We start from the raw sequence: 13,327 nt of genomic DNA on the forward strand, positions 1-13,327 counted from the left end.
TCCTACTTTGCCGTCAACTGTTCCAGCCGATCCACATAACCGGCCAGCACCTCAAAGGCTGCCTCAACCGGCTCCGGCTGGCTGAGGTCAACGCCGGCCAGCTTGAGCGCATCCACCGGGTAGCGCGAGCCACCTGCCTTGAGGAAGTTGATGTGATCCTGTGCTGCGCCTGGCACGCCGCTCAGGATGCGGCGGGCGATGGCGTGCGCGCCAGAAATACCGGTCGCGTACTGGAAAACATAGTAGTCCACGTACAGGTGGCCGAACTGCGCCCAGGTGATCCCCACCCGCTCGCGGTCGATGTGCATCTCGCCGCCGTAGCCTTCCGCGAACAGGTCAGCCATCAGGTTGATCAGGTCGTCGGCGGAGAGACCCTCGCCGCGCTCGACACGTTCATGGACTTCCAGCTCAAAGCGGGCCAGCGTGGGCATGATGAAGAAATAGCGGTGGAAGTTGTCCATCGCCTCTTCCAGGACGCTGATCTGGAAGGCCGGGTTGCTGAACTGTTCCAGCAGATAGGCGCGGACCATGGCCTGGTGGAAGTTGGAGGCGACCTCCGCCACGAACATCGCGTATTCGCCGTAAATCACCGGCTGCGTTTGCCAGGTCAGGTAGGAGTGCATTGAGTGGCCCAGTTCATGAGCCAGTGTGCTGACGCTGCTGATACTGTTGGTGTAGCTCATCATGATGAAGGGGTGGGTGCCGTGCGCCCCGTAGGAGAAGGCTCCAGCGCTCTTGCCCTGGTTGGGGTAGACATCCACCCAGCGGTCGACCAGGCAACCCTGCCGGACGCGGGAGACATACTCCTCGCCCAGCGGGGCCAGCCCGGCACAAATCCATTCGACCGCCTGCTGGTAGGGCACTTCCGGCCCCGATTGCTGGCTCAGCGGCGCCCAGATGTCATAGGGATGTAGCGTATCCACACCCAACGCCTGCCGGCGCACACGCCAGTAGCGGTGCCAGGTTGGCAGGTTCTTCTTGAAGATGGCCAGCAGATTATCATACACGCTGCGCGGGATGTTCTGGCGGGAGAGGGCCATCTCCAGGGTGGAGGCGTAGCGGCGGGCGCGCATGCGGTAAACGTTCTGCTTGACCGAGGTCAGCAGGGTGCTGGCCAGAGTATTCTTGTGGGCCAGGTATTGATCGGCGTAACCTTCCCAGGCGGTGCGGCGTGCCTCGCGGTCGGCGCCGTCCAGGATATGCCCCAGCGTGCCCTGAGTCACTTCGATCTGGCGACCCTGCGAATCGATGGCGGGCGGGAACTTGAGGTCAGAGTCGGTGAGCAGGCTGTACGTGTTGTTGGCCCCGCTAAAGGGGTCGGCCAGCAGCCCCAGCAACTCCTCCACTTCCGCCGAGCGGACATGTGCCTGCTGGCGGAACAGGTTGTCCACGTAGTGCTCCAGGTAAGCCAGGCGCGGCTCCTCGGCCAGCCAGCGGCGGATGGTTGGCTCGCCAATGGCGATCAACTCCGGGTCAAAGAAAGCCAGGGCGGCCATGACCTGGCCGTACAGACCCTGCGCCCGGTTGTAGCGGGCCGCAGCGACCTGATCAGTGGTGTCTACGCTGTAGCTCATGGACGCGTACATATAGACAATATTGACCCGCTTGGCGATGGCCTGCAGGGCATCAACGGCCTGCAACAGGATGGCCGGGCCTTCCGCCAGGCGGCCCTGGTAAGCCTTGATTCCGGGCAGTTCAGCCTGGATAGCCTGCAGTTCGGCTTCCCAATCCGCCGGGGTGGGAAAGACGCTGGGAGCGTTCCAGGTGTATTCCGGCGCGATTGCGCTGCGCGGCGGTACAGAGGCGGTCATAGTCTCTCCAATCTGTTCTGGCGGGCTTTCGCCGCCGGGAAAGATGCAGGGGCAATTATAGCGCAGGTACTATCAGGCAGCTCTTATCAGGTAGTGCCAGTTTGCATTGCCTTATTATGGGTGGGATGAACAATCCCCTCACCCCTTGCCTTCACACTGGGGATCAGCGCCTGGCGTTGGCGGAGCCAATCTCCGCGCCGGGGAGCGCGGCGGCGCGCACCGCCCGCTGGCGGTTCTCGATCCGTACACCCCACACACCCAGCAGCACCAGCAGGCCGGTCACCCCCGCCAGGACGAGGAAAGTCTCCGCCGTACCGGCGGCGATGGCAGCGGGCGGGGCGGCGCTGGCGTCGGTGATCGTCCCGGCCAGCTCCGGCGGCAGGTTAGCCAGCGTGCGGCTGGCCCACAGCGCGCCAATGGCGGCTATCCCGACCAGCTGACCCATGTTGCGCGTCAGGGCCAGGAAGCTACCGGCCAGTCCCAGCCGCTCCCGCGGCACGCTGCCCATCACGGCACTGTTGTTGGGCGCCTGGAACAGCCCGATGCCCAGCCCAGTCGGGGCGCTGAGCAACGCGAACAGCGCCGGAGAAAGATCCGGCCGCACAAACGTCGCCAGCAGCCAGTACCCACCCAGGCTGACAACCAGCCCGACCAGCGAAATCTTCATGCTGCCGATCCGGTCGGAAAGCCAGCCCGCCGCCGGGGCCATCAGGGCCATGCTGATCGGCCACACCGCCAGAATCAGGCCGATGTCAGTCACCCGCACACCTACACCCAGTTCCAGAAAGAAGGGGATGATGATCCGGCTGGCAGCAGTGATGAAGATGACCACCGCCATGGTCAGGCTGATGGCAAACTGCGGGTTGCGGAACAGGGTCAGATCAACCATCGGCTGCTGGACACGCAACTCGATCAGGATAAACGCGGCAAAGAAGACGGCAAACACACCGAACAGGGCCAACGTGCGGCCATCCCCCCAGCCCCAATTCTGGCCCAGCGTCAGCGCGATCATCAGCGCCCCCAGGCTGACGCCCAGTGCTGCCGCGCCAACAAGGTCAAAGCGCTGGCCGGGCCGCCGTTCGCCGGGGCGCACGTGACGGCTGACCATCAGCAGACCGATCGCCGTCACGGGCACATTAACATAAAAGATGATGCGCCAGCCGACCTGATCGATCAGGATACCACCCAGCACAGGGCCGGTCAGGATGCCCGCCGATACCAGCAATCCGCTGATCCCCAGCGCCCGCCCGCGCTCGGTCGGCGGGAAAGCTTCGGTAATGATCGCCATGCCCAGGGCCTGCATCATGGCTGCGCTCACTGCCTGCACCACCCGAAAGCCGATCAGCATCCGCACATCCGACGCCAGCCCGCACAGCGCCGACGCCACCCCAAAGACGGCCATGCCAGTCAGGTAGGGGCGCTTTTTGCCGACGATATCTCCCAGGCGCCCCATGCTCAACAGGAGCACCGTCAACGTTAGCAGGTAGGAAAGCGTCACCCACTGAATGGTGGGGAAGTCGGTCTGCAGCTGCCCGACCAGTGTGGGCAGAGCAACAGTGACGATCGTGCTGTCGATCGTTGTCAGGAATGTGCCCATACCAACCGCGATCAGCACCAGCCACTTCCGGCTGTAATCTGGCGCGGGCGCAGCGGGTGAGATAGTCATGGAACCCCCTTACGGAGCGAGGCGGGCGCAGGCCATCCGGGCAGATGAAGCCGGGTCAAAAGCATGGCGCTTTTTAGGCCAGGTGTCAATACTGACGGGCATTCGGGCGCTGCTCCCGGCGGCGCTCCTGCAACCGGGAGCAACAGAGCCAGAGACCGGGAAGCCGGGAACCCAAGAGACTGCCAGAAATGTAACATAGCTGACCCGGCGACATGATTACCGCCACACGGATCAGCTTCCGGTGTCGCCGCTCCGCTGATCCGGCGGCGCAGTCAGGTCGTCATCATCCCGGGGCCAGCGTGGCGGACCGGTCAGATCGCCGATCAACCGCCGCAGCGCCAGCACGCCGCCGATCACGATCACGCCCCACACCAGCGCATCAAAGAGTTCAGGGGAGAGAAAGTCCAGCATAGCCTTCAGAGTCCTCGGCAAGTAGTGGTGCTACTGGCCAGCTGCGCCCTCTTCCGCTGCGGGCATGGTGGGCGCCACCAGCCCCATGTTGACCCCCGGCACGCTGGCATAAACGGCATAGGCGCTGCCCTGCTGGGTAAAGAGCACATTCGGGTTGCCGTGCAGGCCGTGCAGATGCGCCCAAGCAAAGCGCAACGCGTTGGCTGTCGCTTCCCCTTCCCCTCCATCTTCCTGCCAGGTCGGGGTGGCCAGCCGGCGCAGTGGCGGGTATTCCTCCGGCCAGGGCACCAGCGCATAATCAATATCGCCCTCGTAGGCATCCGCCGGGCCGATCCGTTCCGCCGAAAGATACCCCGCCTCCGGTTCATAGGGCACTAGCGCGGCGATCCCGGCGCACGGGTTACGGACGCTGCGTACATAGGCGCTCGTTGTGGTGAAGGTGCGCGTCAGTTCGCGCTCGCGGAGCTGGATTGTCACCACTTGCTGGACACGGTCCGGGGGGACTGCTGCCATCGCGGGCGCATCATCAAAGAAACCGCTCTCAATCCAGCCATCCAGGAAGTCCTGCATCGCTGTCCGGCTGAGCTTGCCGACCTGTACGCGCCCGATCGGCTGCTCGCTGACGATCACACGCCCGTCGCCGAAGATTGAGCAGGCGGGCATGGCATTCAGCCCAACGGTGCGGTAGGGGCCGGGCAGGCCACCGATCAGCCAGGCGGTGAAGACGCGCGCTTCAGCCGCCGGGTACCAGGGCGTGGTCGGCGGCAACGGGGCGGCGGGATCGCGCGGTTCTCGCGGGGTATCCAGGGTGATTCCCTCCACGCGCAGGATTACGCGGTAAGCGCGCTCGCCATCCCAGAAGCTGGCCCGCGCCCCGTAGTCGCGCTGGGCGGCCCAGATAGCCGCCACCTGCGCTTCGTCAGCGTACCAGCGCGGCTGGTCAACCAGAGCCGCCAGGTCAGGCGCGTCCGGCGGCCAGGGGAAGCGCACATCACCCGGCGCGGCGAGGGGAAAGACATGCAGCCAGCCGGCGGTCGGGATGATCTCCTGCGCTTCCTCCGGCTGGCGCAGCGACTCGCACGCGCCGAACAGCGTGTCAAACGCTGCCGGCGCGGCTGTGATATCCGCCACCTGCACGGTGTGCGTCCCCAGCCCTTCCACACGGACGAGCAGCTCGCGCACTGGCCCCAGGTTCGGCCCGATCACCGGCTCCAGGGTGAAGAATCCAGAGTCGATCACGCGCTCCAGCAGGGCGGCCAGCGCCGCCGGATCGACCCGGCTCTCCAGCAGGCGACCCAGCGCCCCCTGCGCCAGGGCAGCAGCATCCGGCGGCTCCACCCAGCGCACACGGCCATCGCCAAAGACCGCACAGGCGGGCACACGGGCGGCAAAATCAGCGTCAGAAAGCGGCACGCTGAAGCGATCGCTGCGGATAAGAACGACCGAAGCGCGCTCATCCCAGTGGTAGGCAGGCGGCGTTGGCACCGGCGTGGCCGGGACTGCCTGGTGGGGCAGCAGATCGCAGGCGGCCAGCAGGAGCAGGGCCAGCAGGCAGCAGGGAAGCAGGCGACGGCGGATCATGGGGCAGCCGGGGCGGCAGGCTGGAGGCCCGGCACCTCCACCAGCAGACGGTAGAGAATACCCTCTTCACGGATATGCAGGCGGCCCTGCCGGGCCAGATTCCAGGCGGCAGCGGCCAGGTCTCCGGTCGCCCAGCGCGGCCTTTCCGGCGGGATATCAGCCAGCCGTACATCGGGAAAGCGCACGGCATACCCCGCCCAGGAAATCGCCGGCAAGTGAATCTCCTCCGGAACTGGCATGGCGCTCACCCAGGCCCCGGTCGGGACGTAGAGCACTGGCGTGGTGCTCAGCCCCCGGCAACGGGCCAGCAGATCGGCGAAGGCATTCGGCGGCCAGTTGGAATCGGCGGTTACCACGTGCGGCTCTCCGAACAACGCCAGCAGGATGTACTCGCGCAGCAGGCTACCACCAGCAGGGGCAGGTGTGCCGATGATCTGCGGCTCCCAGTGGTAGAAGCCGGCCAGCACGACTTCCTCCAGGAACGCGCGAATCGTCGCCTCGTCCAGGCGATCCTCCAGCACTTCCTCCGGCATGATGCCGGGATTGACCCACACAATATGGCCATCGCCAAAGATCGTGCACAGCGGGACAGCGTTGCGGATACTGGCCGGGTCACCGCCAGTTGTGCCGCTATCCACGCGGAAGATAACCGCGTCTGGAGAGCGGTTCCATTCGATTCGCTCGCTGACTGGCGCCGCCGCGTCCTCAGCCATTTGGGACACCGGGCTTCCGCCCGGCGCGCACGCTGCCAGGCCGATCGCGAGCAGGATCACCATCCACGCACGACGCATCACTTCGCCCTTCCGGCTCTCCGGCTGAAGACCGGAGCCACTCCCGCCTGCATTGTAGCCCCGGCCAGGGAAGCGCGGCAAGCCAGTATTCTCGCCGGCGAAGTCGATCATAGCGGGCCGGGCGGCGTCAGGTGTGGGAAGGGGGTACCAGAGCCAGCAGCGCCAGCTGCGGCAATCCCCCCCCCCACCCCGGCAAAAAACAAGCCTCCCACGGCGAGCGCGGGAGGCTATGATGGTGCAAATCGCGGCGACAGTTGCTACTTGACCTCGACAGTGATGCGCTCCTCACGCACGCTGTCATCCGGCAGCACCACGCGCAGGGTGAACGTTGTTGTGGCGTTGACCGTCTGCTCGATGCCGCCGGAATTGCTGCCGGTGGCCGGGTTGTTCTGGAAGTAGACTGCCTTGACGCCGGAGACTTCCCAGTAGAAGCGGATGACCGTGCCCGCGCTGACGGCGGTACCTGGATAGGTCGACCAGAAGCGGATCGACGGGCCAGCCGGGACAGCGGTCGCAGGAACGGCAGTCGGCTGTGGTACAGCGGTCGGCGGGGGCGGCGGGACATTAATGACGGGCAATGTGCTGACATCGCCGGTGATGGTCATCAGTTCGCCGTACACCCATCCTTCGCTCAGGCCATAGGGCAGGCGGAACCAGGTGCTGTCGGCATTACGGCCGGTGAGTTGCGTCTCATAGTTGGCCAGCAGGCTGCCGATGATCGGGTAAAAGGTGCTCGGCCCGCCGCGCACGTTGACACCCATCGTGGTTACGCCACGCGGGCCGGTCGGCGTATCGGTCGGTGCGGGGGTTGCTGTTGGCTGCGCCGCGGGGACTTCAGTAGTCTCCTGCGGGATTGGCGTCGGTTCCAGGGTAGGGGTAGGCGCCACCGTTGGCGGCGCTTCAACCACGTTGACGCTGATCGTCTGCGGGGCGCTGCTGGTGCCGTCGGCGCGGCGCGCGATGGCCGTGATCGAGTGCGCGCCAACGCCCTGAGCAGACCAGCTAAAATTGGCCATCAGCGCGCCCTGCCCGGCGGTATTAGGAGCCGGCATGCTGCTGAAAGGCCGGTCATCGATCAGCAGTTCCAGCATGCTAACCCCCGCGCCGGAGTCGGTGCCGACGACCTGAATCACGACCGTCGTCCCTTCGGCAAACGACATCCCATTCACCGGCACGCGGATCGATACCTCCGGCGCATTGACCGCCGGCTGCTGATCACCGCTCGTGTCCCCTCCGCTGCCCGGCAGGTTCAGGTTGCACGCCATAGCTGCCAGGGCCAGCAGCGTTACTGCAAGCACAATGAAGGGCCTGCGGGTCATGTGCATGTCTCCCATCAGGTGTAAGCCCGTTCGAACACCGCTAGACTAGCGCAATACGCGCCGCCGCGCAACGCGTCGCAAGTCCCAGGCCCACGGCTACGGGCGGGAGACGGGGGAGCAGGCCTGTATACGGCTGCCTGTGACCTGCCGCCCCCCACTGCCTTGCCCGCCGATGCATACCGCCCGGCTACCGCCGGTGCAGGGAAACGATCTTCCCAGGGTGGGTCAAAATCCTGTATGCTTTAAACAAACGTTAGAATTTTCACAAAATATCGCATAGCTACCGATCCCGGGAGACAGAAAGGCTTGCCTATGATCGAACGCAAGGAGTCCATCGCCCCCCGCCTGGATAAAGAGGCCCGGCGGCAGAGAATGGCCCTGCCGCCCCAACCCGTGCTGGAACGCAGCGCCGCCGAGCGTCTGCGGGACTTCGCCGAGACAGCCGTCCCGTTCAGCGCCGAACAGGCGATAGCGGAAGCCTCGCGTTGCCTGCTGTGCCCCGGCGCGCCCTGCGCTGCCCATTGTCTGCTGGGCAACGATATCCCCGGCGCCATGTGGCTGATCAGCCAGGGCGACTTTCTGGGCGCTGCGGCGCTCTACCGCCAGACCAGCCCCATGCCGGAAATCTGCGGTCGTGTTTGCCCGCAGCAGTCGTTGTGTGAGGGTGCATGCGTGCTGGGCAAGAGCGGGACGCCTGTTGCTCTGGGTCGCCTGGAGAGGTTCGTGGCGGATTACGAGCGCGCCCGCGACGGCCACACCGTGGTTGACGGGCCGGACACCGGTTTCCGCGTGGCCGTGATCGGTTCCGGCCCGGCGGGAATCGCCGCCGCCGACTGGTTGCGCCGGGCCGGGCACGCCGTGACCATCTACGAAGCCCTGCCGGAACCGGGAGGTCTGCTGGTCTACGGCATCCCCACCTTCAAGCTGGATAAGCGTATCGTCCGTGAGAAGCTCGACCGCCTGCGGGCACGGGGCGTCACCCTGATCTGCAACGTCCGCGTGGGGCGAGAGGTGCCCTTTGAGGCCGTCCGCCAGCAGCATGACGCTGTGTTCATCGGCACCGGAGCCAGTGTTGACGCCACCGCCCGGATCGACGGCATCTCGTTGCCGGGAGTCCTGCAGGCGACACCCTTCCTGATCCAGGCTAACCTGCCGCCTGTCCTCTGGCCTGCCAGTCTACCGCCGGGACCGCCGCCTGTGGGCCGCCGGATCACCGTCTTTGGCGGCGGCGATACGGCGATGGACTGCGTCCGCAGCGCCTTGCGCCTGCAACAGCGGGCCGGTTACCCGCTGGATGTCACCTGTGTTTATCGCCGTACTGAGGAAGAGATGCCCGGCAACCGCCACGACCGGCAACTGGCCCGTGAGGAAGGCGGGCAATTCCTGTTCCTGACGGCGCCAACCCGCTTCCTGCCCGATCAGGATGGCCGCCTGCGGGCGGTCGAGTGCATCCGCATGCGGCTGGGGGAGCCGGATGACAGCGGTCGCCGCCGCCCGGTGCCGATTGAGGGCAGCGAATTCATGCTGGAAACCGACCTGGCCGTGCTGGCGCTGGGCTACTGGCCCGACCCCCAGCTGGGCGAGGCGATTCCCGGCCTGCAGACGCATGATAGCGGATTGATTGTGGTTGACCCGGAAACCGGCCAGACCTCAGTACCGGGCATCTTCGCTGGCGGCGACAACGTCACCGGCCCTGATCTGGTCGGTCGGGCGGCGGCGGCAGGCATCCGCGCCGCCAAGGCCATCGATGCCTACCTGCAGGCCAGACGCTGAGGTGGGCCTGTGCCGCCATGCGATTCCGGGTTACCGAAAGTAGGGGAACAGTGGCTGAACAGCAGCAATGGGAATACTGGAGTGGCATCCTGTGGGCCGAGCAAAAGCGTAAGAGCAAACAAAACGAAGAGGCCTCACCCATCTACGCACCTCAACACCTGATCCCGGAACTAAATGCGCTGGGCGCTGAAGGCTGGGAACTGGTGCATATGCAGCCGGTTTACGCCGGGGACAACCATGACGTACTGGCCTTTGCCAGTGATGTACGCCTGTGGACACACGCTTACTTTTGCGTGTTCAAGCGCCCGGCCAACTTCTAGCGGCGCAGGAATGCGGCACAAATGCTCCGGATCGGCTATAGTCGGGCGCGATCGCCCTCCAGCGGCGTTTATTGCTGGCGGGCGTTGCGCTGATTGCTGCAGCTTCCGGAGTCAGACACTCCCGTGACTGTTCTACCCGAACTGTTTTTGGCGGCGCTGCTGATCGGGCTTTCCAAGGGTGGGCTGGCCGGGGCGCTGGGCGGGCTGGTAGTACCGCTGCTCAGCACAGTCATGCCGGTCTCTCAGGCGGTCGGCCTGACGTTGCCGCTGCTCATGATCGGCGATGTGTTCGCTCTGCGAGCCTTCTGGCGGCAGTGGGATGGGCGGCTGCTACAGCTGTTGCTGCCTGCCGCGGTCATTGGCATCCTGGCGGGCGTGGCCTTGCTGACTCGCCTGCCGGATGTGACCCTGCGGCGCATCCTGGGCCTGTTCACGCTGGTGGCCGTCGCTTACAAGCTGGGCAGCGACCGCCTGCGCGTCTTGCGTTACACGCCCCACCCCTGGCATGGCGCGCTGGCCGGTGGGCTATCCGGCTTTGCTTCCGCCCTGGCCAACGCCGGCGGCCCACCGATCACGATCTACCTGCTGTTGCAGCGCCTGACGCCGCTAGTCTTCCTGGGCACCAATGCCCTGTTCTTCGCCATCGTCAACGTGATCAAGTTGCCTTTCTTCCTGGGAACCAGCGTGATCAACGCCGATCAACTCCTGGGTACGATCTGGGCGCTGCCGTTGATCCCGGTCGGCGTCTGGCTGAGCAAGCAGCTGATGACCCGGATCAATCGCCAGGCTTTTGAGTGGCTGATGCTGGCCCTGCTGACTTACAGCGGCTTTTCCCTGTTGCTGCGCTGACGGGCAATCCGGCTGACGGCGCATGAGAAGATGGTGAGAGTCGGGTGGCAGGGCAGCAACAGGATTGCCAGGACTGCCGGGCTTCGGGTATTTTAGAGGTAAATCAGAACCGCTTCATCTTAAATGCGGAGAAAGCCCATCGTGCCCAGCAAAATCAAATCCTCGCGTCGCCCTCCTGCCACCGGCCTCCGCCGCTATCTGACGGTTGAACGCGTCGTCATCGGCGGCGCGGTCGGGTTCACCATCATCTTCCTGGCCGCCATGGTGATGGGTAGCGTCTTCAACACCCCGCCCGACGTCAACCCGGCCGCCGTCCCTGATCACAGCCAGGCTTTTCCTATCCAGAGCCGCGATCACATCCAGCCGGGCGCCCAGCACCCGCCCTATAACTCCAACCCGCCAACCGGCGGCTGGCACTACGCCCAGACGGCCCGCACCGGCGTTTACACGGAAATGCTGCCGGATGAAACGCTGGTCCACAACCTGGAGCACGGGCATGTCTGGCTATCCTACCGCGACGCTGAGGACGAGGAAGCGCTGGCCGTCCTGCGCGACCTGCAGCGTTTTTACCCGGACTACGTGATCGTCACCTACCGTCCGCAAAACGACACCCGCGTTGCTGCGGCGGCCTGGGGGCGGCTGCTGACGCTGGACGAGCCGGATGCTGCCCAGTTGCAGGCCTTCATCATGCGTTACCGCGAGCGCGCGCCGGAGAACATTCCGGGGTAAGACTGGCCCGCTACAGCAGGGGGGAATATGGGGGACGAACCGGCAGTGCGGCGGTTGATCGTGGCCATAGATCGGATAGTGTGCAAAGGCTGCACGCGCTGCCTGGGTGTGCGCGCCTGCCCGACCGGCGCGCTGGAGAATACCGGTCGCGGCCAGCCGCCGCGCTTTCACGCCGAACGATGCCAGGGATGCCTGGAATGCGTAGCCGCCTGCCCGATCGGCGGGCTGCGGCCGGTTGAAGCCTAAGCGTTGTTGAACGTGGCCTGGGCCAGCATCGCGGCCCCCAGTACGCCCGCGTAATCGCCCAGCGTCGCCACCTCAATGCGCACTTTTTCGATATCCAGCCGGTTGATGAAATGCTGCTGGGCGGTCGCCCGGATGGTGGGCATCAGCCATTCCTCGCAGGCTTCGATCAGCCCGCCGCCGAAGATGATCACCTCCGGATCGATCAGGTTGGCGATTGACCCGGCCAGCAGACCCAGATAGTGAGCCGTCCGGAACAGCACTTCCAGCACCAGCAGATCGTTGGCCGCTGCCGCCTTGGCCAGCGCCCCGCTGCGGATGCGCCCTTCAGCGTCCATCAGATCGGTCAGGACGGTACGCCGGCCAAAGCGCATGGCCGCCCGCAGGTCGCGCTCCAGGGCCGTACGGCTGGCCAGCGCCTCGGCGCACCCGCGCCGCCCGCAACCGCAGACCGGCCCGTCAGCCAGCAGGGTGATATGGCCGATCTCGGCGGCGGAGCCACGCGCGCCGGTGTGCAGCTTGCCATCCAGGATCAATGCGCCGCCGATGCCCGTGCCGGGGAAGATTCCGGCCACGCTGCGGCAGCCCGCCCCGGCCCCCAGCGCGTATTCGCCAAAGGTGGCTACGTCAACGTCATTGCCTACCACCACTGGCAGGCCCAACGCCTCCGAGAGCTTGTGCCCCAGCGGGACTTCGTCCCAGTGCGGCAGGTTGGGGGCAAAGCGCACCACGCCCGTCGCCGCCTCTACCACGCCCGGCGCGCCGATGCCCAGACCGGCGGCGTCGCCGGGATCGATCTCAGCAGCCCTGGCCGCCTGCTGGACGGTCTCAGCCACGCGGGCGATGACCACTTCCGGCCCTTCGCGGTCAGGCGTGGGGGACTTGGCCTCGCTGAGGATTTTGCCTTTACGGGAGATCACAGCGGCCAGGATTTTGGTGCCGCCCAGGTCAACACCGATGTAAGGCGCTTTGCCCTTCTTGCTCATAGGGGTCTCCTCGTTCACAACGGCTTGCGGGCCGGGACACCCGGCCGACGGGGATATTTGGCCGGGCTGGCGGCAACTTTGTCGATCACGACCAGATAATGGGTTTCGGCGACTTCCGGCAGTTCAACCGGGATCAGGCGCTGCAACTCGCCGCCCAGCAGGCGCAGGGCCGCCTGTGCCGCGCTGGCTTCCTGAGCGGCGCTTTCCCCCTTGAGCGCGACCATCCGCCCGCCGATCCGCAACAGAGGCAGCAGATATTCCACCAGCACGGGCAGACGGGCCACCGCGCGAGCCAGGGCCACATCATACTGCTCGCGGTGCTCTGGCTGCTGGCCGATCTCTTCCGCCCGGCCATAAACCAGGCTGACATCGCGGATGGCCAGCCGTTCGAGCACATGCTGAAGGTATTCGATCTTCTTGCCGGTGGCCTCCACCAGGGTCAGGGCGATCTGCGGCTGGACGATGCGCAGCGGCAAACCAGGGAAGCCCGCCCCCGTCCCAACATCGATGACCCGGCAACCGGGTCGCAACTTGACCGCCCGAAGCACAGAGAGGGAATCAAGGAAATGGCGGATCTCAATCGCCTCCGGTTCGGTGATGGCCGTCAGGTTGACCCGCTCATTCCAGGCCACCAGCTCCCCGGCCATGATCCGGAAGGCCCTTTGTTGCTCCGCCGTCAGTTCCAGGCCGAACAGCGTCCGGGCATGGGCTGGCAGCCGGCTCAGGTGTATCTCTCGCGTGTGTCCATCCACGGTAGTTGGTCCCCGGCCCCACCGCCGTGCACTGTTTCCGGCCCTCTGCGGAAGAATCGCCCTTGCTTTTCTGTCCAAATTCAGCTACTGTAGCTT

General features: G+C 65.5%; 13 protein-coding genes. 5 read left to right on the forward strand and 8 right to left on the reverse strand.

All coding sequences use genetic code 11. The features are described 5' to 3' along the window. Nucleotides 1-2: 2 nt before the first annotated feature. The 6 genes from pepF to HPY64_02830 all read right to left on the reverse strand — a co-directional run bounded on the left by pepF (nucleotide 3) and on the right by HPY64_02830 (nucleotide 7,579). Nucleotides 3-1,811 (reverse strand): oligoendopeptidase F, encoded by a 1,809-nt coding sequence (gene pepF / locus HPY64_02805; protein NPV66060.1) that lies wholly within the window; start codon nucleotides 1,809-1,811, stop codon nucleotides 3-5. Nucleotides 1,812-1,974: 163 nt separating this feature from the next. Then, a complete protein-coding gene (locus tag HPY64_02810) occupies nucleotides 1,975-3,477 on the reverse strand; it encodes a DHA2 family efflux MFS transporter permease subunit (protein ID NPV66061.1) in 1,503 nt (500 codons plus the stop codon). A gap of 231 nt (nucleotides 3,478-3,708) precedes the next feature. Further along, nucleotides 3,709-3,888, reverse strand: coding sequence for a hypothetical protein (locus HPY64_02815; protein ID NPV66062.1), 180 nt, complete (start codon nucleotides 3,886-3,888; stop codon nucleotides 3,709-3,711). Nucleotides 3,889-3,918: 30 nt separating this feature from the next. Next, nucleotides 3,919-5,469 (reverse strand): hypothetical protein, encoded by a 1,551-nt coding sequence (locus tag HPY64_02820; GenBank protein ID NPV66063.1) that lies wholly within the window; start codon nucleotides 5,467-5,469, stop codon nucleotides 3,919-3,921. Beyond that, the gene (locus HPY64_02825; protein NPV66064.1) at nucleotides 5,466-6,260 is read right to left on the reverse strand and encodes a hypothetical protein; all 795 of its coding nucleotides are present in this window, start codon (nucleotides 6,258-6,260) and stop codon (nucleotides 5,466-5,468) included. Before HPY64_02825 ends, HPY64_02820 begins: the two co-directional genes overlap by 4 nt. Nucleotides 6,261-6,517: 257 nt before the next feature. Then, nucleotides 6,518-7,579 (reverse strand): SH3 domain-containing protein, encoded by a 1,062-nt coding sequence (locus HPY64_02830; protein ID NPV66065.1) that lies wholly within the window; start codon nucleotides 7,577-7,579, stop codon nucleotides 6,518-6,520. Nucleotides 7,580-7,891: 312 nt separating this feature from the next. On the opposite strand from HPY64_02830, the gene HPY64_02835 reads away from it, so the two are divergent. From HPY64_02835 to HPY64_02855, 5 genes are all read left to right on the forward strand, one after another. Continuing rightward, the gene (locus HPY64_02835; protein ID NPV66066.1) at nucleotides 7,892-9,352 is read left to right on the forward strand and encodes an NAD(P)-dependent oxidoreductase; all 1,461 of its coding nucleotides are present in this window, start codon (nucleotides 7,892-7,894) and stop codon (nucleotides 9,350-9,352) included. A gap of 50 nt (nucleotides 9,353-9,402) precedes the next feature. Next, nucleotides 9,403-9,672, forward strand: a complete 270-nt coding sequence (locus tag HPY64_02840; GenBank protein ID NPV66067.1) for a hypothetical protein — start codon at nucleotides 9,403-9,405, stop codon at nucleotides 9,670-9,672. A 123-nt stretch (nucleotides 9,673-9,795) separates the two neighbouring features. Then, the gene (locus HPY64_02845; GenBank protein NPV66068.1) at nucleotides 9,796-10,521 is read left to right on the forward strand and encodes a sulfite exporter TauE/SafE family protein; all 726 of its coding nucleotides are present in this window, start codon (nucleotides 9,796-9,798) and stop codon (nucleotides 10,519-10,521) included. A gap of 141 nt (nucleotides 10,522-10,662) precedes the next feature. After that, complete coding sequence (locus tag HPY64_02850) at nucleotides 10,663-11,250, forward strand: DUF3105 domain-containing protein (GenBank protein NPV66069.1); 588 nt, start codon at nucleotides 10,663-10,665, stop codon at nucleotides 11,248-11,250. Between the two features lie 27 nt (nucleotides 11,251-11,277). Then, on the forward strand, nucleotides 11,278-11,496 hold the full coding sequence (locus tag HPY64_02855; GenBank protein NPV66070.1) for a 4Fe-4S dicluster domain-containing protein: 219 nt from the start codon (nucleotides 11,278-11,280) through the stop codon (nucleotides 11,494-11,496). On the opposite strand, the gene HPY64_02860 is transcribed toward HPY64_02855, so the two are convergent. Both HPY64_02860 and rsmG read right to left on the reverse strand, forming a co-directional pair. Further along, nucleotides 11,493-12,479: an ROK family protein gene (locus tag HPY64_02860; GenBank protein NPV66071.1), complete on the reverse strand. Its 987-nt coding sequence runs from the start codon at nucleotides 12,477-12,479 to the stop codon at nucleotides 11,493-11,495. The genes HPY64_02855 and HPY64_02860 overlap by 4 nt on opposite strands. Before the next feature lie 14 nt (nucleotides 12,480-12,493). Continuing rightward, nucleotides 12,494-13,231, reverse strand: a complete 738-nt coding sequence (gene rsmG / locus HPY64_02865) for a 16S rRNA (guanine(527)-N(7))-methyltransferase RsmG (protein ID NPV66072.1) — start codon at nucleotides 13,229-13,231, stop codon at nucleotides 12,494-12,496. Nucleotides 13,232-13,327: the final 96 nt, after the last annotated feature.

The organism is Anaerolineae bacterium, assembly GCA_013178165.1.
In the GTDB taxonomy this organism is placed as follows: domain Bacteria; phylum Chloroflexota; class Anaerolineae; order Aggregatilineales; family Ch27; genus Ch27.